The following is a 22,596-nucleotide window of genomic DNA, read 5'->3' on the forward strand; positions in this document are numbered from 1 at the left end:
TTTAGATTCCGAGATCAAGGATACTTTCGTCAAAGCAATCCCCCTACTCCATCAAGAAAATTGCAATAAATTTACTTAAATGATGAGAAACCCCGCTATTTATCGATTCTGTTTTCATTATGCCGACGCTTAAAGTTTTTTGTCAATTTAATTCTGTTAGATTTTGGGTTTTGTAAGAAAATAATATAAAAGTTGGCGCGATGCAGATGTTTGCGTTTACATCGGGGCGGTAAAAAGGCTGCCTTCTTCGGGTAAAGACGAAGGGTACGGCATGCGTCAATCGAAGAGGGGAGAACGAGCATATGAAGCAGGCGATCATTATAATGAATCCTTCGTCGGGAAAAGAGGAGGCGCCGGCCTTCGTGGACAGCGCCGCCGGGCTGCTGCGCGCGCAGGGCTACGAGACGATGGTGAAGGAGACGGAGGCGGAGGGCGACGCGACCCGTTTCTGCGCAGAGGCATGCGCGGCAGGCTGCGAGCTGGTCGTGTCCATCGGCGGGGACGGCACGCTGCACGAGACGATCAACGGATTCGAGGCGCAGGCGCATCGGCCGCGGCTCGGCATCGTCCCGCTCGGCACGGTGAACGACTTTGCGCGGGCGCTGCATATTCCGCTCGATCCGCCTCTGGCCATCGCCGCGCTTGCGTCTTCCAGAACGCGCCGGGTGGACATCGGCCGGCTGAACGGGCGGCTGTTCGCCAATGTCGTCGCCGCCGGCCCGCTCGCCGAGACCTTGTCAGCCGTCTCGTCTGAGGACAAATCCCGCTTCGGCGCGCTGGCTTACTTCAAGGAAGGCGTAAAGGATCTGCTCGGCCGCCCCGGGCATCCGTTCGTCATCCGCTACGACGGAACGGTCTGGGAAGGGGAATCGCCGCTGTTCATCGCCGCGCTGACGAACTCGGTCGGCGGCTTCGAGCGGCTCGCGCCGGACGCCGCCGTCGACGACGGCCTCATCCACGGCTTCATCGTCAAGGACCTCAGCTTCTTCCGTACGTTGACGGCGGGACTGTCGCTGCTGCGGGGTCATCTGCAGGACCACAAGGATGTTATCTACTTCACGGCCAAGCAGGTGTCGGTGAGCTCCCCGAGCCTCGCGGGCACGAATGTGGATGGCGAGGAGGGGCCGCTGCTGCCGCTTGAGCTCGACATTTTGCCGCGGCATATCGACGTGCTCGTGCCCGAGCCGGACGCTGTAACGTCATAGTTCGACAAGCCGAAGCCGCCACATGTCTCACGCCATTCCCTTCAACCGGCGTTCCCGTCGAAGGAGGAAGATAAAGTAGGGAGCTCCGATAATCGCGGTGACGATACCGACCGGGATCTCGCGGGGAACGATCAAGGTTCGGCCCAAGAGATCGCCGAGCAGCATTAGATCCGCTCCGATCGCCGCCGCCATGGGCAGGCGCCATCGGTTGCGGGTGCCGACCAGCACGCGCGCCATATGTGGCGCCAGCAGACCGATGAACCCGATCGCGCCCACGGCCGAGACGGATACGCCGGCCATCGCTACGGACAGCAGGAGCAGCCAGAGCCGTTCTCTTCGCACCAGCATGCCAAGCGATTGGCTGAGGGCGTCGCCGAGCTGCAGGATGTCCAGCTTCCTGGCGTTCATCAGCGCGATAACGGACATGATCGTGATCGGGACGACAAGCGGAGGGACCTGATCCCAGCCCCTTCCCCACAAGCTTCCGGTCATCCACAGCAGCGCCATGTTTATGTTCGTCGGATTCGTAACCATAAAATATTGGATGCCCGCCTGGAACACCGCTCCGATCGCGACGCCGGACAGCGCGAGCGATGCCGGCGACAGGGTCAGCTGACGGCTGATCAGGATCAGAATCAAGAAGGACAGCATCGCGCCGGTGAAGGCGTACAGCGGCAGGGCGCCAGCCGTCGCGCCGGGCAGCAGATAGATGGCCGCCGCCGCCGCGAAGCTGGCTCCCTGCGTAATACCGATGACGTCCGGGCTGGACAACGGATTGCGGAGCAGGGATTGCAGCACAGCGCCCGCCACCGCCAGCCCGCAGCCGGCCCAGACGGCGACCAGCATGCGCGGCAGACGAACCTGGTGCACGATAAAATAAGCCGAGCTAGTCGGATCGGTTAATCCGCCGATCACCCGGGACGGCGCGATCGGCACGGCTCCCGAGACCAGCGAGAGCCAGCAGAGATTGAACAACAGCGCCAAGGCGGCGAGAAGCAGCAGACCTCGTCTCATCGTGTCTTGCCTCCTTGTCTGCGGGCCAGGTACAGGAAGGCCGGCGCCCCGACCAGTGCCGTTACGATGCCGACCGGCGATTCGAACGGAAAAGCAATCCATCGGCTAAGCACGTCTGCGGCTAGCAGCAGCACGCTGCCGAGCAGCGCCGTGAAGGGGACGACAACGTTCAGCGAACTGCCGCGGCCGAGCAAGGCTCGGGCGATATGCGGAACGATCAGGCAGACGAAGCCGATTGGCCCGCAGATCGCGACGGCCGAGCCGGCGAACAGGACCACGAGGAGCATGGAAAGGGCCCGGATGGCATAGAGCCGCGAGCCCAATCCGACGGCGACTTCATCGTCCAGCTCCAGCAAGCGCAAGGCAGGCAGGAGACAGAGGAGCAGCGCCAGTCCCCCGCCTAATAGGGGAGCGAGCAATCGTACATCCTGCCAGCTCGCGTGATTAACGGATCCGACCAGCCAGGAGATCATGCTCTCCGTCGAATAAGAAGCCAGAATCATCGCTCCCTCCGTCAGGGAGGCAAAGAGAAAGTGAACCGATATGCCCGCGAGCGCCAGCGTGACGTACAGCTTGGGGCCGCTGCCGGCCAGGAACCAGATGACGAGCGCGCCCAGGACGGCGCCCGTGAAAGCCAAGCCGACGGAAGAGAGCAGTCCGGCTGCCGGCAGGAACAGAAGCCCCGACACGACGGCAAGCGAGGCGCCGGCATTAATGCCGAACACGTGGGGAGAGGCTAACGGGTTCTTCGTCGCGAGCTGGGTCAATAAGCCTGCAAGCGCCAGCTGGGCGCCCACGAGGGCGGATACGACCGTGCGAGGCAGCCGCAGCGTGCGAATATAGAGCTCTTCCTTGGAGGCGCCGCCGGGCTTGAACACCGCGTCGAAGATCGTGCGCCATCCGATGGCTGCCGGGCCGATCTTGAGGCTCATCATCAAGCAGAGGATGAGCAGCAGGACGCCGCCGATAAACAGAAGCAGCAGAACCGTCGCGCGGTTCTGCTTCCTGTCCGGATTTATCGTCCAGCCCATCCGTTTATTTACCAAGATTTGCCGCGATGTCCGCCATGATCTGCTCCGAACCGAGCAGGCCGCGGGACAGCGACCAGTTGCGGCGCTCGACCGTGAAGACGCGGTTGTCGGCTACGGCATCGAGCTTGCTCCAGAGCGGGTTTTTCTCCCACTCATTAACGATGGTCACATCCGCCGTCGGCATGAGGAACAACGATTGCGGGTTCAGCTCCGACAGCTGCTCCAGGGTCAGCTCCGGATAGGACGTCTCGTTCGCCAGGGGATCCGTGAAGCCGAGCAGCTTGACGATCGAGCCGGTATAAGAGTGATCCGAGTGTCCGAAGAAGCCCTTCGGATTCACGACGGCAGGGAGCACGGTCAAACCGGAAGCCGACAGCTTTTCCTGCGTGTCCTTCACCAGCGCATTATGCTGCGTCAGCCGCGCGACGGCTTCCTGCTCCTTGTCCACCGCTTTGGCGATGATATCGAAGTTTTTCAGCATCTGGTCGTAATCCGCCTGGAAGTCGTCCAGGACAAGCACGGGTGCGATCTGCCCCAGCTGGTCCAAGGCCGCGCCATGCTTGTTGATATCCGCAATGATCAGGTCCGGTTGGAGGGAGCTGATCAATTCGATATTCGGTTCATAGCGGGAACCGACGGACGTATAGGTCCCCAGCTTCTCCTTGACGGTGTCCATGAACAGATCCGCGCTGCCGTCATCGGCGATGCCGACGGGCTGTACCCCAAGCGAGACCAGCATGTCCGTGAAGCTGAAGTCCATCGCGACGATTCGCGAAGGTACCTTTTCCAACTTGAGTTCTCCGCGCGCGTCCTGGATCGTGAGAGGGCCGGATGCCGGATTGTCGCTAGCCGAGGAACTGGAGGACGGGATCTCGCTAGCCGCCAGGCTCGCGGAGGGCCTTTGTTGGTTGGACGCCGAATTCGTCTTGTTATTTTGTCCGCAAGCGGCGAGCGTCAGGACGATCATAAGGATGAGACTTAGAGCGGAAAAGTGTTTCATACGTTGCAGCATGTTGTCCTCCTGATAATGAGAATTATTATCACTGATTCTAACATCTCATTTTCAGCAATTACATGTCTAAATGCAGGATAAAGCATGCCTGTTTACTCGATTTCCTCCAGTTTGTGCATATATTCCGAAGGGCTCAGGCCGGTAAGCCCCTTGTAAGTCCGGCTAAAGTGGAAGTAATCGGCGAACCCCACGCTTTGCGCCGCCTTACTGGCGGAACGCTCGCCCTGGTCGAACAATTGCTTCGCTTTCTCGACGCGAAGACGCTTCAGATAACGACTCGGCGTCATGCCTGTCCGCTCTTTGAACAGAACGCCGTAATGTCCCGTGCTTAAACCGGCCCGCTCCGCCAGCATCGGCAGTGTCAGCTTGAGCATGTAGTGCTCCTCCAGATAGTGGACGGACTTCTCGATCTGCGCGTCCGAATTGCGCCGCTCCTCGTTCAGCCGGCTCTCGTACATGAAGAAGCTCAGAATCCGCTCCAGCATCATCCGGTTGCGGAACCGCTGGGCTTCGGCTTCTTCTCCGTCCATGCCCTGCTGATCCTCCTGGGCCTGCAGCAATCCGTCGACCATATAGCGAACCTTATTCTCGCTAAGCACACGCTGAGGACCGTTCCAATCCCACGGGGCGCCTTCCGGCGTAATCCGGTAGGTAAGAACGGCGTATTCCGCCTCCCGGCCGGCGGGGGGCTGGAGCTTGACGGGGCCGGCGGCCGAATGGCAAGCGTAGCCGTGCGACACGGGCCGCACTTCGCCGCTCTCCGTAATGGCGATCAAGTACCCCTGCCGGACGACAAGGAGCTTCTCGAAGCCGGCTTCCGGCATGATCAGGCGGGAATCGCGAGCGATCTCGATGCGTTGGAATTGCGGGATAACGGCGTTCATCTGCCGAAAACTCATGCGTAGGGTTCCCCTCTATGAAAAAACCGAATGAGCGCCGAAATCTCATCTAAAGTCTCTTTTTGGCCGTTTTTGATCCACATCAGCCAGATCTCGAAAACGCCGGCGCTCATAAAGTCGATCCAGTAGCTTCGCTTCGCCCCTGTCCAGTCCGCAAAGGGAATTAACTCGTCATAGAATTGCGTAATATGAAGCTTGAAAATTTGATAGAGCAAATCGGTATAATGGCCCTCGATGGCCATCTGAAAATCCTTGGTCATGGCATTAAAAAAGCGCGTCAAATCGGCTACTTTTTGTTCGTGACTCTTTTTATTCGCGATTTTATTGAAGATATCCGCAAATAGAGGCGTGTAGTATCTCTCCAATACTTGTTCGAGCGTATCGTAGTTCCTATAGAATGCCATCCGGCTGACGCCGGCTTTTTTGACGACTTCCGATATGGTTAGCTTTGATAACGGTTTGTTCCGCAACAGCTCCAGCAAAGCAGAAGTAATCCATTCTCTTGTGTCTTTTTTAATGTTTTGCGCGTGTTCGGTCGCTGCCATAACACTTCCCCCAGTCTGTCACAGATGCTTGTTTTCCGCTTGTTTTTGATCGATTTCGGTTTAGAATAAGTGTAATCCCGTTACAGATGTAACGTCAATGGAAGGGGCAATAGCGATGTCGAACAATAACACCCCCTTAGCGCTTGTGACCGGCGGCTCGGGGTTTATCGCCGTTCATATCATTTTGAAGCTGCTTAAGAAACAATATCGCGTGCGAACGACGCTTCGTACCATGAACAGGCAGGATGAAGTGCGCGCCATGTTGAGGGCAGGCGGCGCGGCGAATTTGGAAGGCTTGTATTTCGTTCAAGCAGACTTGTCTTCCGATCATAACTGGGACGAAGCGGTCAAAGGGGCGGACTATGTGATCCATGTGGCTTCTCCCACGCCCAATAAAGTCTATAAAGATGAAAACGAAATGATCCAACCGGCGCGCGAGGGCGTTTTGCGCGTGTTGAGAGCGGCACGCGACGCAGGCGTCAAACGCGTTGTGTTGACCTCTGCTTTCGGGGCGATCGGCGTTGGGCACAGTCATCATAAAGGACCCTATACCGAAGAGGATTGGTCGAATACGGACGCCAAAATCCATCCCTATCAAAAGTCTAAAACGATCGCCGAAAAAGCGGCCTGGGCATTCATCCGCAGCGAAGGTCATGGATTGGAGCTTGCAACCGTCAATCCTGTCGGGGTGATGGGGCCGATCCTGGGCAACGATTACTCGCATTCCAATGATATCGTCCGCCAGATAATAGAAGGCAAGCTAAAGTCCGTTCCTAAAATTTATTCCGATTACGTAGATGTCCGCGACGTTGCGGATTTGCACATTCTGGCGATGCTGCGTCCTGAAGCGAACGGACAGCGGTTTATCGCTTCCAGTTCGGAAAATCTGTCGATGCTGGACATTGCGAATATTTTACGAAAACACTTGGGCGACGACGCCAAAAGCGCACCGAAAAAAGAGCTTCCGAATCTTGCGGTTCGTGCAGCGGCGGTGTTTAATCCTAAATTGAGGATGGTTGCAACGCTCCTGGGACAAGATATGTCGACGAGCAACCGTAAAGCCAAGCAACTGCTTGGATGGCAACCGCGTTCGGCCGAAGAAGCAATCGCAGCGACAGGCAAGAGCATGGTGAAGTTGATTAAAGGGCAAATGAAGTCATAAGCCATCTGCTAAGCGCAAACGGAGATATATAACCACGCGGATCATCATGCCGGGTGGTTTTGTGTTTTGTTGTATGATAAGGGAGTGAAGGCGAGAAAACAGTAATGACGGGGGTATCATCTTGAACCATCTTCTGCTGGCTGACGACGATGCGAATATTAGGGCGCTCGTGCGCTATGTGATGACCCGGGAGGGATATCGCGTGCACGAGGCCCGGGACGGTGCCGAGGCGGCAGCGCTCATGGAGCGTACGCCGGTGGATCTCGCCATCATCGATGTGATGATGCCGCTGATGGACGGGTTCGAGCTGTGCGCGCATATACGGCAGCACTACGATATCCCCGTTATTTTGCTGACGGCCAGAGGCGAGTTGTCCGACAAAGAACAAGGCTATCTCAAAGGGACGGACGATTATGTGACCAAGCCCTTCGAGCCGGAAGAGCTTCTCTACCGGGTCAAGGCGTTGTTCCGGCGCTATAAGCGCGCAGCGAGCGACATCATCCGGATGCATCGCATTACCATCGACCGCAAAAACGTCGAAGTGTCCGACGGCGAATCCGTTTTTCTGCTGCCCATGAAAGAGTTCGAGCTGCTGGCCCAGCTTGCGCAATATCCGGGACGCCTATTCACCCGCGACGAGCTGATCCGACTCGTATGGGGGCACGATTATGAAGGAGACGACAATACGGTGAATGTGCACATCAACAGGCTGCGGCAGCGCTTTGCCGATTATGCGGACGATTTTGTCATTCAAACGGTTCGCGGCTTCGGCTACAAGATCGTGGTGAAGGAAAAATGAAGAGCCTGTACTATCGCGTGTTCCTGATCACGTTGGCGGTCATATTCGCCAGCAGCGTGCTGGGATTCCTCGCCTCGAACGTTTACTACCATATGAAGCTGAAGCCCTTTAACGACAAGAAGCTGGTGGACATTGCCGAGAACATGAGGCTTTTTATTGAATCCGACCCTGCGGATATGGAGCGTTATCTGCACAACGCGGCCGCGCTTGGATACGAGATCTATGTGACGGACGGACAAGGAGAGGCGCGTTTCTACGGGAAAAGCTTTCGTCAGCAAGATTTGAACGAGCAACGCGTTGCAGACGTGCTGGGCGGAAGCGTGTATCACGGCGTGGCGCAGTTCCCGAACAAACCGTTTATCTCAGGCTTTTTCGATAATCGCTTGAGCAATACGGTAGGCGTGCCGATCCGGACATCCGGGAAAAACTATGCCTTATTCATGCGTCCGGACGTGCTGCTGCAGTTCGGCGAGCTTCGTATTTTTTTTGCGCTGATCGGCTTACTGACCATTATTATCAGTATTCTGCTGTTCCTGATCAGCACGCGCTATATCGTCAAGCCGATTACGAGGCTGACCGATGCGACGAAGCGTCTTGCGCAAGGGAACTACAATCTCCGGCTTACGACGCGCAGACGCGACGAGATCGGTCAATTGGCTTCGCACTTCATGACGATGAGCCGCGAACTGGAGCGGGTCGACCTCGCACGGCAGCAGTTCGTATCCAACGTATCGCACGAGATCCAATCGCCGCTCACTTCCATCCAGGGCTTCGCCAAGGTGTTGGCCAAAGGGGAGCTGCCGGAAGAAGAACGAAAGCAATACGCCTCCATCGTGGAAGGCGAGAGCCGCCATCTGTCCTTGCTGAGCAAACAGCTGCTGCAGCTCTCTTCCCTTGAGCAAGGGGAAGAGGCGTTGAACAAAAAGCGCTTCTCCCTGCACGGTCATATCCGTCAAGTCGTCGATATGCTGCAATGGCAGATGGAAGAGAAGGAGCTGCTGCTCAAGCTGTCCGTTTCGGCTTCTGTTACCGTATATGGCGATGAGGTCTTGCTGCAGCAAGTGTGGTCGAACCTGCTGGACAACGCGGTGAATCATATTCCGCGCGGGCGAAGCATTGAAGTTCGCGCAGAGGACGGACCGATGCACGTCGCTGTCACGTTTAAGGATACGGGAGAGGGAATCGCGCCGGAGCATTTGCCGTTTCTGTTCGACCGGTTCTACCGCGCCGACCGCGCGAGGGAGCGCGCATCGGGCCGCACGGGTCTGGGCCTGGCTATCGTCAAGAGAATCGTGCAGCTGCACAAAGGAAACATTGAAGTGAGCAGCTCGCCAGGCGCAGGCACGCAGTTTACGGTCACCCTGCCCAAATTGTAATTCTTTATTTATGTGCCGTTTATGTTGGCTTCCTATACTGGAGACATCCAGGAGGAGGGGAAGCCGGATGTATCTAGCTATTCGAGAGATCAGATTTTCCAAAGGACGCTACGCGCTCATCGCCATTATTATGCTGCTCGTCTCGTTTCTCGTGCTGTTCGTAACCGGACTGGCCCGCGGGCTTGCCTATGACAATGCGGCATCCATTCAAAATATGGACGCTACGCATTTTATGATGGAGAAAGACTCGAATCATCGCTTCACCCGCTCGCAGATCGGGGAGCAGGCACTGGGGCAGGCAAACCAAGTCGTCGGCGAAAAAAACGCGGAGCCGCTGGGGGTCAGGATGACAACCGTGACCGCGGAAGGCGCTGCAGGCAAGCTGGACGTGACGCTGCTCGGCATGAGACCGGAGGGTTGGCTGACGCCCGCAGCGGTTGAAGGGTCGGCGCTCAACCCGCAGGACGCAGGGCGAGTGCTTGTCGATCGGAAACTGAAGGAATCTGGCGTGCGTCTCGGCACCGTTATTGTCGATCAAGCTTCCGGCACGAAGTGGACCGTCGGCGGATTCGTAAGCGAGGAATCGTTCAGCCATTCGCCCGCGGTCATCCTGAATCTATACGATTGGCGGCAGCTTCTGCTCAAATCGTCCGCAAGGCTGGCAGGAGGAGGGGCAGGTGACGGGACGACGTATAGCGCCATTGCGGTAAAGGCGACTAAAAATCAGGCGGAGCGGCTGGCCGCGACCTTGTCCGATGCCGAAGTCGTCGCCAAGTCGGATGCCGTATCGGCCATTCCGGGCTACAAGGAGGAGCAGGGCTCGCTGTGGATGATGATTATTTTCCTGTTTATCATCTCCTCCTTTGTGCTGGGCGTATTCTTTTATGTCATCACGATCCAGAAGAGCAGCCAGTTCGGCATTTTAAAGGCGATCGGCACGCGCACGGCTTATCTGGCCCGCAGCGTTGCCTTTCAAGTCTTGCTCCTGACGGCAGGCAGCCTTGCGCTCAGCATGCTGCTTGTTCAAGCCATGGCGGCGTTCTTGCCTGCCGGCATGCCATTTAGGCTGCAAGCCTCTGCGCTGGCGTTAACGAGCGGCGCTTTTATCGCGATGTCTCTGGCCGGCTCCTTGCTCTCGGTCTGGAAGGTCGCCCGAATCGACGCGCTGGATGCGATCGGGAGGACGGCGGCATGAGACACAGACTGATTCTGCGCGACATCACGCATGCCTTCGAGGATGGCGGCACGAGGCGAACGGTGCTCGATCGTCTCAATCTGCAAGTGTCGGAAGGGGAACTCGTCGCGGTGATGGGGCCTTCCGGTTCCGGGAAGAGCACGTTCCTCTCAATCGCGGGCGCGCTTCTGGCGCCGACAAGCGGCGAAGTGCTCATCGACGGAGAGTCGCTGGCCGGCAAGGAGAAGCAGGAGCTCTCCGATCTGCGGCTTCGCAAGCTCGGATTTATTTTTCAAAGCGCCAATCTGATCCCTTATCTGAAGGTAGAAGAGCAGCTGATACTGGTCAACAGGCTGGAAGCGACGAGCAAAGCGCACACGGCTGCACGCACAAGCGAGCTGCTTCATAAGCTGGGCCTGGACGGCCGCAGACATGCTTATCCCGACAAATTGTCGGGCGGCGAGCGCCAGCGCGTCGCGATCGCAAGAGCGCTCATGAACGATCCGGCCGTGCTGCTGGCGGACGAGCCGACGGCGAGCCTGGATGCCGCCAGAGGCATGGACGTGGTGCGAATGATTGCCCGGGAGGCACAGGAGCGGGGCAAGAGCGCCGTTATGGTTACGCACGACGAGCGGGTGCTGCCGCTGTGCGATCGCGTGCTTTATTTAGAGAACGGCAGTTTGGTTGAGAAATAAATCTGAAGATAAAGCCTAAACAGCCTGCTGCTTCTGCAGCAGGCGTTTTACCGCCGGTCATCATTGCCAGGAAAACATCCTCCCCGATCGCGATAACCGGTACAGCTCGGGCAGCGCGACGCCGACAAGCACGACCGCCACGCCGATCCACTGCCATCCGCTTACGTGCTCGCGAAGTACGGTAGCGGACATCAGCACCGCCACCGGCAGCTCGACGGCTCCCATGATTCCTGCCATTCCGCCTCCGATATGGGGAACGCCGTAGACGAACAGGACGGGCGGAATGAAAGCGCCGAAGAAACCGAGCAGCAGGCCAATCACAAGCAGCGGGCTCCAGAGCAGTCCGTTGAAAAGGAACGCCGGCGGGAACAAGATGCACAGCAGAACGAAGCCGCCGGTTACCATCCAGGCGCTCCGGTAAACGGGATGAGCTTCGGGCACGACCTTGCCGCTAAACAGCACGAACAGCGAATAGCTGACCGCCGACATCAGACCCAAGGCGATGCCCCAGACATTGATTTTGCCAAGCCCCTGCTCAAGAAAACCTGCGGCGATCAGCGTGCCGCCAAACAGCACCAGCAGCGTAAATAGCGTTACTTTATTGGGGCGCTGGCGTCGCATCAAAGCCTGAATCAGCACGCTGATCCAGGTGAATTGGAACAAGAGGATAATCGCGAGCGATGCCGGAATATAACGCAGCGATTGATAGTACACGAGGCCGGTGATGACCGTTGGCGTGCCGGCAACCATCAGAATCACGCGCTGCTTCCACTTTAGCCGCAGGGACCCCGAAGGCAGGCGAGCTGCGTCTTGCACTTGTCCCGCTGGGCGCTTTTTTCGGCTCTGTTTAAATTTGGTATAGATAACGAGCAACCAGGACAAAATAACGCCAATTAAAAGCTGGCTTCCGACAACCTCGCCCAGCTGGTAGCCCCGCCCGTATGCCAAAACCACGATCGTCGACAATATGCCGTAGCTCATCGCTCCCGCGAGAACGGCCACATAATATTTCATTGCTGCAATATCTCCCTTGCTTGTATTTGTTCGCGCCGGTCCGGACGCAAAAAATCCTAACTCCGTCACCTGAATCAAGCGCTAAGCTTGGTTCGAGGTTCGTAGTTAGGAAGTTTAGGCCCCTGTAGAAACCCTCGCCCTGTGTGCTGCATGCGTCTGCGAGGTTATACGAATGGAATCTAGTATAAATCGTTAAAAGGTTTGTGGCAACCTACCAAATAATTTGCGATAATTTGTGAAAGATCTACAAGTCTTACATCATACCGATCAATGCCATGAGCAGCTCATACAGCTCCCAAAAGCAAACAAGGTCGGCCTCGAGCATTTGTTCCCGATTCGTGCGGATAAGGCCATGCGTCATAGGGTGCTTCCAATAGCCGGACCTGAATAAGAAGCTTGTCGTCAGGTTCAAAACCGATAGAACAAGAGCCTTTTGAAGGTGCTCTTCTTTCGAAGCGTGATGGATTCGATTCTTAATTTCTTTTTTAATAGCGTCGTATTTCGTTTTAAATTCGCGCGTGTCCGCCTCATACTGCCATAACTCGGCGAACTGATCGTTCAACTTCTCTTCTGGTGGACTTGTTGGGGACATCAGCATTCTTTTGAGGACATCGTAAGTTTCTCGAAACTCCACAAAATACATATCGCCGCTGGCCGTATAGTTTGACTCCACAATGAACTGGAAGCAGGTGTACATGAACTCCTGGACGATTTCTTTGTCGATTGTTTCATTTTCGTCCTCGTTTTCCTGCACCAAAACGAGCGATAAGAAAAACCGCCGTAAAACTTCAGGCTGCTTCTGCTTTTTCCTGATCATCTCTAAGACTTCAGCGTTTATGTTTTGCAGATCAGCATGATTCACTTTCAGAGACCTCCTGCCGCCATTAAAACCCAGTGGAAGAGTTGCACCGATCTGTCGAGTAGTTCCATTTAGAGCTACTTTACCCCTGTTGCTTGCGCCGACCCGCCAAGTAGTTCTATGTAGAGCTACTTCGCCCCAGTTGCTCGCGCGGCCCCACCAAGTAGTTCCATGTAGAGCTACTTCGCCGCAATTGCTTGCGCCGACCCGCCAAGTAGTTCTATGTAGAGCTACTTCGCCGCAATTGCTTGCGCCGACCCGCCATGTAGCTCCATATAGAGCTACATCGCCCCGGCCACGAGTGCGGACTTGCCATGTAGCTGGGCGCATTCAGCCTGTTCGTGCAACCTGTCTCCACACTTGCCTTCTATCGCCGGCAGCGCGCCTCGCGCATCCGCGCCCGGTACTCCTGCGGACTCGTCTCGTACTTGTCGGCGAACAGCCTGGAGAAGTAACGCGAGTTGGGAATGCCGGTACCGGCGGCGACCTCGTAGATTTTCAGATCGGTACGCAGCAGCAGCTCGCGGGCGCGCTCCAGCCGGTAATCCTGCAGGTAGTCCGAGAAGCTCTGCCCCGTCTCCTGGCGGAACAGCGCGCCGAACCAGCTCGGGCTCAGGCTGACATGCCTGGCCGCCGCCTGCAGATCGAGGTCCTCGCCATATTCCGTCTCAATGAGGCGCAGCGCCTCGCGAATCTCGGACCGGATGGCCGGAGCCGGGGACGGCGTCTCCCGCAGCAGCTCCGCGGCTTCCTCCACCGCCTCCCGCAGCTCCGTCATATGGCCCGCTGCCGCGATCCGCTGCTGCAGCCGCTGCCGCAGCTGCGCCTCCGTGCCGTCGCGCAGCCTGACGGGGCCGTCATGCAGGCAGCCGGCCAGCGCCGCGCCTATCAGGCGAAGCCGGGCGGGCGCCGGCCTGTGCGCGGCGGCTTCGTCCGCCCATCGCAGCAGCGTCTCTCCTGCCGCCGCATAATCGTGGCGCTCCATCGCGGTCCGGCAATCCCGCAGCAGCGCGTCGAGCCGATCCGGTGGGTATTCGCCAGGCGCCGTCTCGTTCCGCGGCGTGACTGGCTCGCCGAGGGGCGCGTAAAATGCGGCGTCCAGCAGCCGCCGGCATTCCGCCAGCGCGCGCGGCAGCAGCAGCAGGTCGCCGCGCCGATCGGACAGCGCCTGCACGGTCGGCACGCCGAGCGCCCGGCAGGCTTCGCCGCCGCGGCGCAGCGCGTTCATCGTCCAGGCGAGGAAGTCCGCGCCCTCGCTCCGCTCCCGCGAGACGGCAATCATCGCCCACAGGCCGGGCTCTACGGGCAGGACGAGCGACGCGTAAGGCCCGCTCTCGTCCTCGAACGCCGGCTCCGCCGGGTGCAGCGTTCTCCCGCGCTCCGGCGCGAAGCGGACCAACGCCAGCCGGTGCTGTCGCGCGGGAAAGGACAGGGCGGCGAGCTGCTCCAGCGAGGCCCGCGCCTCGTCTCCGGAGAGCAGCAGCTCCAGCAAGAGCTGCCGTATCGCCTTGTGCCGGTGGCGGCGCTCCCGCCGGATATCGTCGGCGGCCTTGGACAGGCAGGCGACGAATTCCGCCTCGGACAGCAGCAGCTTGGTGATATAATCATGGGCGCCGAGGCGGAGCGCCGCCTGGATCTTGTCGAAGTCCTCGTAGCAAGTGAGCAGAATGACTTTGGGGGCCGACGCCAGTCCCCGCACCCGCTCCAGCAGCCGGAGGCCGTCCAGCACCGGCATGCCGATATCCGCGACCACGATATCCGGCGGGGACTCCCGGATCATGCGCCAGGCCTGCTCGCCGTTCTCGGCTTCGCCCGCGATGACGAAGCCGCGCTCCTCCAGCGCGAACGAGCGGATCCGCCTGCGGGCCATCGGTTCGTCGTCCACGACGAGCACCTTCATCGCCGGTTCATCCATCCGCCGTGCCCTCCTTAAGCGCCGGGCGGGCATCCGTCCCCGCCGGCAGCCTGATCGTCATCACCGTGCCTTCGCCTTCCGCGCTGTCGATGACGATCCCGTATTCGGGACCGTAGAACAGCCGAATGCGCCGGTGCACGTTTCGTACGCCGATGCCGAATTCCTCTGTGCCGCCGTCTTCGCTCTCGAGCACAGCGCGCAGCGCATCAAGCCGCTCGCGCGTCATGCCGACGCCATTGTCCGCCACCGTCAGCAGCAGCATGCCGCCCTCCCGCTCGGCCGTCACGCTCAGGCTGCCGCGGCGTCCTTCCAGCGCGTGCAGGCCGTGGAAGACGGCGTTTTCGACGATGGGCTGGAGCACGAGCTTCAGCACGGGGAGGCGGGCTAACGCTTCTCCAGCCTGCGCGACGCGGCACTCGAACCGATGCTCGTACCGGACCGATTGAATGTACAGATAGTCCTTCGTATATTGCAGCTCATCCGCCAGCGTCCGCACCTCGTTGCCGTCCAGACTGTACTTCAGCAGCCGGCACAGCACATGGATCATGGCGTGCAGCTCGTTCTTCGGGCTGAAGTCGACCATCATATCGATCGTGTTGAGCGTATTGTAGAGAAAGTGAGGATTAATCTGCGACAGCAGCGCCTGCAGCTCGGATTGCCGCTTGGCGGCCTCCGTGCGCCGGAGGTCGGAGATCAGCTCCCTGACCGTGTCCGTCATCCGGTTGAACTGGTTCGCCAGCTCGCCGAACTCGTCGCGGCGCACGACCGCAAGCTTCGTATCCAGCTTGCCTTTGGCTACGGTACGCATGCCCTTGGTCAGCAGGAGGATCGGCCGCGTGAACCACCAGGACACCGCGATGTGAATGCAAAGGAAGCCCGCTAATCCGAACAGCAGGATCGCCCAGGCGATCTGGCTGAGCGGCTCGAATCGCGACTCCAGCTTTTCCACGTCGCCCACGACGACGACCTTCCAGCCCAGATTGGCTTCCATGCTCGCGACGGAGTGGTAGACGCCCCGGCTGTCCAGATAGGCCAGCGCCGAAGAGAGCGTTTGCACTTTTTCCTCCGAAAAAAGTACCGGCGGAGAGGCCAGATCGGTCGCGCCGAGGTAGTCGATCAGCGCGTCCTCGCGGTCGTACAGCAGCGTCTGCGTCTCGTAGCTGCCGGCGAACGTCGCGCTGCGCTCCAGGAACGCGGAGAGGTCCACGAGAAAAGCCAGATAGCCGATCAGCTGTCCGCCGTCGTCGTATACAGACTTCGTGACGATGCTGGTCGGCCCGAACGTGCCGGACCGTCCGATGTCGGAGCGGATCGTGTTCGACCATTCGAACACGCCCCGGCTGCGCGACGCCTGCTCGTGGATTAGCGCCTCTTCCTTGTCGGAGAAGTTGCCCCAGAAAGCGGAGGGATAGCCGGTGATCGCGCCGTCCGCGCCGATATAGACGACGCCCCGCACGAAGTCGGCGCGCACCTTGGCGACCGTATGCATCGCTTCGTACAGGCGATCTCCCGCGCCGCCCTCCTGCTTCACGATCTCCTCCGTCTCCAGCATGTTGTACGTAATCTCGTTATTGTAAATGCCGATCAGATGCACGACCTGGCCGGCCATGCCCGCCAGCGCCTCGTTCTGTGTATCCCGCAAGAAGTGCAGGGCGTTGGCCTTGGCGATCTGCGTGACAATGATGACGAACAGCGTGCTGGGGATGACCAGCAGCAGGATAAGCTTGTAGCGGGAGCCGATTCTGTACCAGTCCAAGGCGGCCCAGCTCCTCCCTCTGCGAGGCTTATGAAATACATCGATTATACGCACGATCGTTCGCCGCGTACAAGCCTCCTTCAGAGCCATGCGCCACCGCGACATCGGTCCGCGAATCGCCTGAAACCGGTGTCCGTGGACACCGGCTCGGCCCGCCTCATTACTGCTTCTCTACCTTCAGCTGCTCGGCCGCGCTGTCGATCAGCTTCTGGCCGCCGGCTTTTTTCCAGTCCTCCACGTATTTATCCCAGTCGTCGAACGACTTTTTGCCGAGCACGAACGAGATCTCGTTTTTGTTCTGGAAGTCGTTCAGCTTGGTGACGGTCGGTCCGTCGAGCGTCAGGTACATATCGTAGTTTTTGTAGCGTGGCATGGCGACGATCTGCTGGTTGAACTTGCTGCCCGTGACGCCGACGGGCTCGTCGTCGTACACCTGCCAGATCAGCGTGTAGCCGAAGAACTGCCAGTCGGCGAGCGATTGATATTCCGGCTTCGCTTTCTGGATGTGGGTGTCCTTGATGAAAAATACGTTCGTGCCGTCGTCGTTCACCTGTACGCGGGAGTCGTCGGGAAAAATCTCCGGTCCGCCGCCCTGCGATACCGCCCAGTAGTTGACGTTCGGATAGATCATCGAGTCGATCAGATGCGCGATCCGCTTCATCTTGCCGGGATCGCTCGCTACCTTTTTCGATACGATGAAAAGTCCGCCGGGATTGCCGCCCGGACCGTACATGCCGCCCTTGCCGTCGCTGGATTTGAGCGGCTGGAGCGGCTCCCACAGTTTGACGGCTGCGGCGTCCTTTTTCTTGGCGTTGTACTGCTCGTCGACGATGTTCCAGCCCGGATACCAGACCATGCCGATCTGGTCGTTGAGACTGTAGGCCTTGAACGGCTCCCAGCCGATCGTGTACCAGTCGGGGGCGAGCAGCTTTTCGTCGTACAGCTTCTTCACGAATTGCAGGAACCGCTTCGTCGTGCCGTCGAGCATCGGATGGTTGATCTTGCCGTCCGCCACGTTCCAGCTCGGATGCCCGTACATCGTCTTCAGCGCGTCCATCATCGACCAACCGTTGCCGCCGCCGGCTGTGGCCATTAGCCAGGTGTCCGCCTTGTTGTTGCCGTCCGGATCCTTCTCGGCGACCGCCTTGGCGTAGGCGTAAAGCTCGTCTTCGTTGGTCGGCGCGCTCATGCCGAGCTTCTGCAGCCAGTCTTGGCGGATGAAGTAGCCCCAGTTGTCCGGAAATACCGGATAGCGGGGGATGCCGATCATATTGCCGTCGACGGTCGCCCAGTTCGCATAATCCTTCGTCACATACTGCATCGTCTGCGGCATATACGGCAGCATCTCGCGGGCGTCCAGCAGCTGGCCGCTGTTGTAGAGCGACAGCGCTACGTCCTTGAACGGGAACATGACGAGATCGGGCTCGTCACCGGAGGCATAGCGGACGGTGACGGCGTTTTTGAGATCCTCGCCGTTCATGCTGGAGAACGTCAGGGAGACATTGAACTGCTTCTCCAGGTAGGACTTGATCTTGTCCTCCGGTACCGGCTGGTTGAAGGCGCCCGCTACCATCACGTCCAGATCGTATTTCTTGCTCAGATCGTCGTAGGCGTAGCTGGCGCTGTCGACCGCCTTCGGCACGGCGGGGAATGCATCCGGGTAGCTCAACTCCTTGACCGGCGCTCCCATATCGCCACCGGACGGCTTGGCGCTCGCAGCCCCGCTTGCGGTTGCGGCTGCGCCGCTGGACGGCGCTGCCTGCTTAGGCTCGTTGCCGTTGCCGGAGCAGGCGCTCAGCAGCGTGCAAGCGGCGACGGCTGCGGCCATGGCGGCGTAATGCTTTCTTTTTTTCACAGGAATGCCCCCTTTATTAATAGTAGAATAGTAGGCGCCTCAGCCCTTTACGGAGCCCATGTACATGCCTTTGGCAAAATGCTTTTGCAAAAACGGATAGACGCACAGCACCGGGATGATGCCGACGACGACCGCCGCCATCTTCAGCGTCTCCGTGCTGATCGACTGCGACGTCTTCAGCATCGCGTTCATCGAGTCGCCGCTGACGGAGTCGATCGTGAGCATGTTCTTGAGCACCATCTGCAGCGGGTACATCGACTTGTCGTTCAGGTACAGCAGCGCGTCGAACCAGCTGTTCCAGTGCGCGACCAGGTTGAACAGGCCGATGGCAGCGAGCGCGGGGGCCGCGAGCGGCAGCACGATCCGCCACAGCATGCTCCAGTCGCCGGCGCCGTCGATCCGCGCGGATTCGGTCAGGCCGTCGGGCAGATTTTCGATGAAAATCTTGATGACCAGCAGTCCGAAGCTGTCCACCATGATCGGCAGGATCATCGACCAGAACGAATCGATCAGCCCGGTCTGCTTCACGACCAGATAGGTCGGGATCAGTCCGCCGTTGAACAGGATCGTGGCGAGGATGAAGAGCAGGAAGATGCCGCGGCCGGGTAGCGTCCGCTGCGCCAGCACATAAGCGCCGATGGCGGTGAGCGTCAGCGTCAGCAGCGGACCGACCGTGCTCCGCAGGACGGAGACGACGAACGAATGCCAGATGACAGAGGAGGACATGATCCGTTTGTAGGCCTCCAGCGTCGGGGCATGAGGGACGATGACGAAATAATCGCGGGCGATCATCTCCGACTTGGTCGTCAGCGACATGCCGATGACATACAGCAGGGGAAAGACGGCAGATGCCGCGACGAGCAGGACGATAAGATGGATCACGATCTGGTAGGCGCGCTCGCCAGCCGAATTGCTTTTCATATGCAGCCTCCTCTACCAGATGCCGCGGCCGGTATACCGCTTCGCCAGCGTATTGCCGGCCAGGATGACGACCATGCCGATCAGCGATTGGAACAAACCGACGGCCGTGCCTACGCTGAATTGCAGCCGGCTCAGTCCCTCGCGGTACACCCAGGTCTCGATGACGTCCGCCGTGTCGAGCACCGCTTTGTTGTAGAAAAGCAGGATCTGCTCGCCGCCCGCGAACAAAATATTGCCGAGGCTGAGGCAGAGCACGAAGGTGACGACGGACAGAATGCCCGGCAGCGTGACGGCGAAGATGCGTCGGAGCGGTCCTGCGCCGTCGATCTTTGCCGCCTCGTACAGCTGGGCGTCGATCGTGCTGAGCGCCGCGAGATAGATGATTGTGCTCCAGCCGATCTCCTTCCACAGCGCGGAGCCGATCAGGATCGGGCGGAACCAGCCCTCGGACAGGAAAAACTCGATCCTGGAGAGGCCCATGGCCTCCAGCACATTGTTGACGAAGCCCGTGCCGGTGGAGAAAAACGCGAACACGATGCCGAAAATGATGACCCACGAAAAAAAGTGGGGAATGTAGACGGCGCTCTGCAGCCATTTTTTTAACCTGCCGGAGGACAGGTCATGGAACATGATGGCCAGAATAATCGGCGGAAAAAATCCGACCACGATGCGCAGCAGGCTGATCTCCACCGTATTGCGCAGCACGTTGACGATCTCGGGGTCCTCGAACATAACGCGGAAATTGTCCAGTCCGACCCAGGCGCTGTCGAACACGCCCATGCCGAGCTTCAGATCTTTGAAGGCAACGATCCAGGCAAGTCCGATCGGCCAGTAGCGGAACACGATGTAGTAGACGGCTACCGGCAAAAACATCAGGTACAGCATGCGATGCCGCACGATCCGCCGCCACAGCGTCACTTCGGCTGCGGGCGCTCCTGGGGCGGGCACGGATGGGGCGGCCGGAACGGGCTGAGCCATTGCTCTCCTCCTTTGCAGTTCATGTTAGCGTTTACAGTTTTAGATTTTAGCACGATGCCTCGGCGGCGATGTGCACGGCACGACTGAAAATGTGCACGTGCGAATCGGATTGGTCTCAGATAGGAATGACCTGGTAGTATGATGGAAGAAGGTGAAACCGCCATGCCATGCGCAATTCGAGAATGGCTCGCATAGAGGAGAGAATTCAATGACCGAACGCATACCTTGTCAAAACGTCGGCTGCTCGGCCACGATCCTTCCCGCAACCGCGCTCAAGACAGGCGGGATCTGCATGCCATGCCATCAGAAGAAGCTGGCCAGGGAGAGGGAAGCTTATATTTTGCAAAATAGAAAAGACGTCGATCGGTACGATGGCGTTACGGATCCGGTCGAGATTCTTAAGATCATGCATGCGCCCCGACAATACGACCCGCTTGTGCGGGAAATTCCTTATCCTAAAGGCGCGCAGGAGCTCTACCATAGTTTGACCGCGGCCCAACGGGAGCAAATGGAGACGTACGCGATCTCGTTGATAGAGCAGGAGGATTTTGATCAAGCCGAGACGATCCTGCTGTCGCTGGTGTGCTTTACAAACGAACGCATCGAGCGAGGTTTGGTTGCCCTATTTCGCCAAGAAAAGTATGATCCCGGTATCCTCTATAAGGCCGCGGGTCCGGCGATCCGCGATGAACTGATTCGATTGGTTCAACGCGATACGGATAACCGGAATCATCTGCTGCTTGCATTAGCCTGGATCGGCGATGAAGAGGTTGTGCAGTTGTTTGCAAAATGGAGGAAAAGTCCACCCCGCTGGGCGTCCGACCTTTATCTTCCTCCGGAGAAATACGCGCATGAAGCCGGCTGGGAACTGGATCAAGAAGGCCGGAAGCGGCTGCTTTTCCACCCGGCGTGCTATCATTTTGAGGTTTGTGAGGAAGGTTCCGGCGAAAAAGAGCCTGCACGGTCGGCGGTCGCAGCCCTGCAGACGGATGAACAAGCTTGTCCCTGGTGCCGCGGCAAGCTGACGGTGCTGTTAGACTTTGATCTAACGGCGCCGATCGCTCGCTTTCTAAAGCTGTCCGGGCAGCGGCTAAAAATTGCGGCCTGCTTGCATTGTAACTGCTACGGCACTGTCTTTACGAAGGTGACGCTGGACGGCGGCTATTCGTGGAGTCCGCTCAATATCGTTCCCGAATATTTGCCGGATACGGATCCGGACGAGGGAATTTTTTCATTTCCATTGCGGCTGTCGGATCGGCCGAGGGGAACGTACGAAGGGGCTTACTGGACGCTTGAGGCACCCGCCTCTCAGATCGGCGGCCACCCGTCCTGGATTCAGGATGCGGATTACCCCGCTTGTCCCTGCTGCCAGGAGACGACGACATTTATCGGACAGATCGATATGGAGCAGGCGGCGGACAGCGAGGGGATTTATTATGCTTTCCTCTGCAGAGCTTGCCTGATTGCGGCCGTGAATTATCAACAGTCCTGAAAGCAACCTTTCTATAAAGTGGGGTGTTTATATATTATACGAAGGTTTCTAGGAGGGCTTGATGTTGAAGAAAAGGATCGTATCTATACTGGCTGCGGCGATGCTGATTTTGCCGACATTTGAGACATTCAGCTATGCGGACAGCGCGCCTATTCAATTAGACAGCGGAAAGCTTCAAAACAATCGGGTGCTGATTCCTTTGCGGGCGGTATCGGAAAATTTGGGCGCGGACGTACAGTGGGATCAACCAAGCAAACAAATCACCATCACGCGGGAGGGCACAACGATCGTGCTCACGCTGGATTCTCCGAACGTATCGGTGAACCAAACCCTAGTGACGCTTGACGTTCCGGCGCGGTTATTTTATGGAGGCATGACGTACGTTCCGCTGCGCTTTGTAAGCCAAACGCTGGGGGCTGAGGTCGGCTGGGATCAGCAAGCCAGGCAAGCGACGATTACTACGGGAGAACGACAGCTTGTCGTCAGTATGGACCGGAACGTCGAAGTTCCGTCGTCCAGACGAATCACGGATCAGCGAGCCCAAATGTTGGTGGACAAATTAAATGAAGCGACCGACATTTCTGCGATGAAGCAAATCCGAACGTATTTCAGCCCTTATTTTACGGACCCATTTATTAACACTCTTGTTCAAAGCAAAGGACTCGAGAATGACTTTAAGTTTAAAACGATCTATCCATCCGGCGTTACCTATAAAGATGATCGTACGGCGACCCTGGTTCAGTCTTCTGGAATGAATTCGAACAACGAGACGCTTTATCGGTATGCTACGCTGGTTTACGCGGATAAGGATAAGGGCTGGAAGGTCAGTTCCGTTTCTTTCAAGCGGGTAGACGAAATCGTAAATCCTTAATATATGCATTGACGGGCACGACA

20 protein-coding genes are annotated in these 22,596 nt (G+C 58.1%); 8 read left to right on the forward strand and 12 right to left on the reverse strand.

What is annotated here, in order from left to right; all coding sequences use genetic code 11:
• Positions 1-302 precede the first annotated feature (302 nt).
• Complete coding sequence (locus KB449_RS32520; protein ID WP_282912309.1) at positions 303-1,205, forward strand: diacylglycerol/lipid kinase family protein; 903 nt, start codon at positions 303-305, stop codon at positions 1,203-1,205.
• Between the two features lie 27 nt (positions 1,206-1,232).
• Here the strand turns inward: KB449_RS32520 and KB449_RS32525 are convergent, their stop codons facing one another.
• The 5 genes from KB449_RS32525 to KB449_RS32545 all read right to left on the reverse strand — a co-directional run bounded on the left by KB449_RS32525 (position 1,233) and on the right by KB449_RS32545 (position 5,706).
• Positions 1,233-2,219, reverse strand: a complete 987-nt coding sequence (locus KB449_RS32525) for a FecCD family ABC transporter permease (RefSeq protein ID WP_282912310.1) — start codon at positions 2,217-2,219, stop codon at positions 1,233-1,235.
• Positions 2,216-3,265 (reverse strand): FecCD family ABC transporter permease, encoded by a 1,050-nt coding sequence (locus KB449_RS32530; RefSeq protein ID WP_350356259.1) that lies wholly within the window; start codon positions 3,263-3,265, stop codon positions 2,216-2,218. Before KB449_RS32530 ends, KB449_RS32525 begins: the two co-directional genes overlap by 4 nt.
• Complete coding sequence (locus KB449_RS32535) at positions 3,255-4,262, reverse strand: ABC transporter substrate-binding protein (RefSeq protein WP_282912311.1); 1,008 nt, start codon at positions 4,260-4,262, stop codon at positions 3,255-3,257. The genes KB449_RS32530 and KB449_RS32535 overlap by 11 nt, the downstream gene beginning before the upstream one ends.
• 92 nt (positions 4,263-4,354) lie before the next feature.
• Positions 4,355-5,161, reverse strand: a complete 807-nt coding sequence (locus KB449_RS32540; protein ID WP_282912312.1) for a helix-turn-helix domain-containing protein — start codon at positions 5,159-5,161, stop codon at positions 4,355-4,357.
• Complete coding sequence (locus tag KB449_RS32545) at positions 5,158-5,706, reverse strand: TetR/AcrR family transcriptional regulator (protein ID WP_282912313.1); 549 nt, start codon at positions 5,704-5,706, stop codon at positions 5,158-5,160. The genes KB449_RS32540 and KB449_RS32545 overlap by 4 nt, the downstream gene beginning before the upstream one ends.
• Positions 5,707-5,821: 115 nt before the next feature.
• Here KB449_RS32545 and KB449_RS32550 point away from each other — a divergent pair, with 115 nt between their 5' ends.
• The 5 genes from KB449_RS32550 (at position 5,822) to KB449_RS32570 (ending at position 10,912) form a co-directional block, all read left to right on the forward strand.
• A complete protein-coding gene (locus KB449_RS32550) occupies positions 5,822-6,868 on the forward strand; it encodes an SDR family oxidoreductase (RefSeq protein WP_282912314.1) in 1,047 nt (348 codons plus the stop codon).
• A 121-nt stretch (positions 6,869-6,989) separates the two neighbouring features.
• Complete coding sequence (locus KB449_RS32555; RefSeq protein ID WP_282912315.1) at positions 6,990-7,667, forward strand: response regulator transcription factor; 678 nt, start codon at positions 6,990-6,992, stop codon at positions 7,665-7,667.
• Complete coding sequence (locus KB449_RS32560) at positions 7,664-9,043, forward strand: sensor histidine kinase (protein WP_282912316.1); 1,380 nt, start codon at positions 7,664-7,666, stop codon at positions 9,041-9,043. Before KB449_RS32555 ends, KB449_RS32560 begins: the two co-directional genes overlap by 4 nt.
• A gap of 67 nt (positions 9,044-9,110) precedes the next feature.
• Complete coding sequence (locus KB449_RS32565; protein ID WP_282912317.1) at positions 9,111-10,238, forward strand: ABC transporter permease; 1,128 nt, start codon at positions 9,111-9,113, stop codon at positions 10,236-10,238.
• Positions 10,235-10,912, forward strand: coding sequence for an ABC transporter ATP-binding protein (locus KB449_RS32570; RefSeq protein WP_282912318.1), 678 nt, complete (start codon positions 10,235-10,237; stop codon positions 10,910-10,912). The genes KB449_RS32565 and KB449_RS32570 overlap by 4 nt, the downstream gene beginning before the upstream one ends.
• A 60-nt stretch (positions 10,913-10,972) precedes the next feature.
• Here the strand turns inward: KB449_RS32570 and KB449_RS32575 are convergent, their stop codons facing one another.
• The 7 genes from KB449_RS32575 to KB449_RS32605 all read right to left on the reverse strand — a co-directional run bounded on the left by KB449_RS32575 (position 10,973) and on the right by KB449_RS32605 (position 20,210).
• Complete coding sequence (locus KB449_RS32575) at positions 10,973-11,926, reverse strand: EamA family transporter (protein ID WP_282912319.1); 954 nt, start codon at positions 11,924-11,926, stop codon at positions 10,973-10,975.
• A 253-nt stretch (positions 11,927-12,179) separates the two neighbouring features.
• A complete protein-coding gene (locus KB449_RS32580) occupies positions 12,180-12,788 on the reverse strand; it encodes a hypothetical protein (RefSeq protein ID WP_282912320.1) in 609 nt (202 codons plus the stop codon).
• 364 nt (positions 12,789-13,152) lie between these two features.
• A complete protein-coding gene (locus KB449_RS32585; RefSeq protein ID WP_282912321.1) occupies positions 13,153-14,700 on the reverse strand; it encodes a response regulator in 1,548 nt (515 codons plus the stop codon).
• Entirely contained in the window at positions 14,693-16,456 is a 1,764-nt protein-coding gene (locus KB449_RS32590; protein WP_282912322.1) for a cache domain-containing sensor histidine kinase, read from the reverse strand. The genes KB449_RS32585 and KB449_RS32590 overlap by 8 nt, the downstream gene beginning before the upstream one ends.
• A gap of 160 nt (positions 16,457-16,616) precedes the next feature.
• Complete coding sequence (locus tag KB449_RS32595) at positions 16,617-18,311, reverse strand: type 2 periplasmic-binding domain-containing protein (RefSeq protein ID WP_282912323.1); 1,695 nt, start codon at positions 18,309-18,311, stop codon at positions 16,617-16,619.
• A 39-nt stretch (positions 18,312-18,350) separates the two neighbouring features.
• Positions 18,351-19,232, reverse strand: a complete 882-nt coding sequence (locus KB449_RS32600; protein ID WP_282912324.1) for a carbohydrate ABC transporter permease — start codon at positions 19,230-19,232, stop codon at positions 18,351-18,353.
• 12 nt (positions 19,233-19,244) lie between these two features.
• Complete coding sequence (locus KB449_RS32605; RefSeq protein WP_282912325.1) at positions 19,245-20,210, reverse strand: ABC transporter permease; 966 nt, start codon at positions 20,208-20,210, stop codon at positions 19,245-19,247.
• Between the two features lie 208 nt (positions 20,211-20,418).
• Between KB449_RS32605 and KB449_RS32610 the strand changes: the two genes are divergently transcribed.
• Positions 20,419-21,702 (forward strand): DUF1963 domain-containing protein, encoded by a 1,284-nt coding sequence (locus KB449_RS32610; protein ID WP_282912326.1) that lies wholly within the window; start codon positions 20,419-20,421, stop codon positions 21,700-21,702.
• Between the two features lie 64 nt (positions 21,703-21,766).
• On the forward strand, positions 21,767-22,573 hold the full coding sequence (locus KB449_RS32615) for a copper amine oxidase N-terminal domain-containing protein (RefSeq protein WP_282912327.1): 807 nt from the start codon (positions 21,767-21,769) through the stop codon (positions 22,571-22,573).
• Positions 22,574-22,596: the final 23 nt, after the last annotated feature.

The sequence above is a fragment of the Cohnella hashimotonis genome (genome assembly GCF_030014955.1).
Classification (GTDB): Bacteria; Bacillota; Bacilli; order Paenibacillales; family Paenibacillaceae; genus Cohnella; species Cohnella hashimotonis.

What these genes read in the sequence shown, in the direction of transcription:
- KB449_RS32520 (WP_282912309.1), top strand. Translation starts at nt 303, where the DNA reads ATGAAGCAGGCGATCATTATAATGAATCCTTCGTCGGGAAAAGAGGAG.
- KB449_RS32525 (WP_282912310.1), bottom strand. Translation starts at nt 2,219, where the DNA reads ATGAGACGAGGTCTGCTGCTTCTCGCCGCCTTGGCGCTGTTGTTCAAT.
- KB449_RS32535 (WP_282912311.1), bottom strand. Translation starts at nt 4,262, where the DNA reads ATGCTGCAACGTATGAAACACTTTTCCGCTCTAAGTCTCATCCTTATG.
- KB449_RS32540 (WP_282912312.1), bottom strand. Translation starts at nt 5,161, where the DNA reads ATGAGTTTTCGGCAGATGAACGCCGTTATCCCGCAATTCCAACGCATC.
- KB449_RS32545 (WP_282912313.1), bottom strand. Translation starts at nt 5,706, where the DNA reads ATGGCAGCGACCGAACACGCGCAAAACATTAAAAAAGACACAAGAGAA.
- KB449_RS32550 (WP_282912314.1), top strand. Translation starts at nt 5,822, where the DNA reads ATGTCGAACAATAACACCCCCTTAGCGCTTGTGACCGGCGGCTCGGGG.
- KB449_RS32560 (WP_282912316.1), top strand. Translation starts at nt 7,664, where the DNA reads ATGAAGAGCCTGTACTATCGCGTGTTCCTGATCACGTTGGCGGTCATA.
- KB449_RS32565 (WP_282912317.1), top strand. Translation starts at nt 9,111, where the DNA reads ATGTATCTAGCTATTCGAGAGATCAGATTTTCCAAAGGACGCTACGCG.
- KB449_RS32570 (WP_282912318.1), top strand. Translation starts at nt 10,235, where the DNA reads ATGAGACACAGACTGATTCTGCGCGACATCACGCATGCCTTCGAGGAT.
- KB449_RS32575 (WP_282912319.1), bottom strand. Translation starts at nt 11,926, where the DNA reads ATGAAATATTATGTGGCCGTTCTCGCGGGAGCGATGAGCTACGGCATA.
- KB449_RS32585 (WP_282912321.1), bottom strand. Translation starts at nt 14,700, where the DNA reads ATGGATGAACCGGCGATGAAGGTGCTCGTCGTGGACGACGAACCGATG.
- KB449_RS32600 (WP_282912324.1), bottom strand. Translation starts at nt 19,232, where the DNA reads ATGAAAAGCAATTCGGCTGGCGAGCGCGCCTACCAGATCGTGATCCAT.
- KB449_RS32605 (WP_282912325.1), bottom strand. Translation starts at nt 20,210, where the DNA reads ATGGCTCAGCCCGTTCCGGCCGCCCCATCCGTGCCCGCCCCAGGAGCG.
- KB449_RS32610 (WP_282912326.1), top strand. Translation starts at nt 20,419, where the DNA reads ATGACCGAACGCATACCTTGTCAAAACGTCGGCTGCTCGGCCACGATC.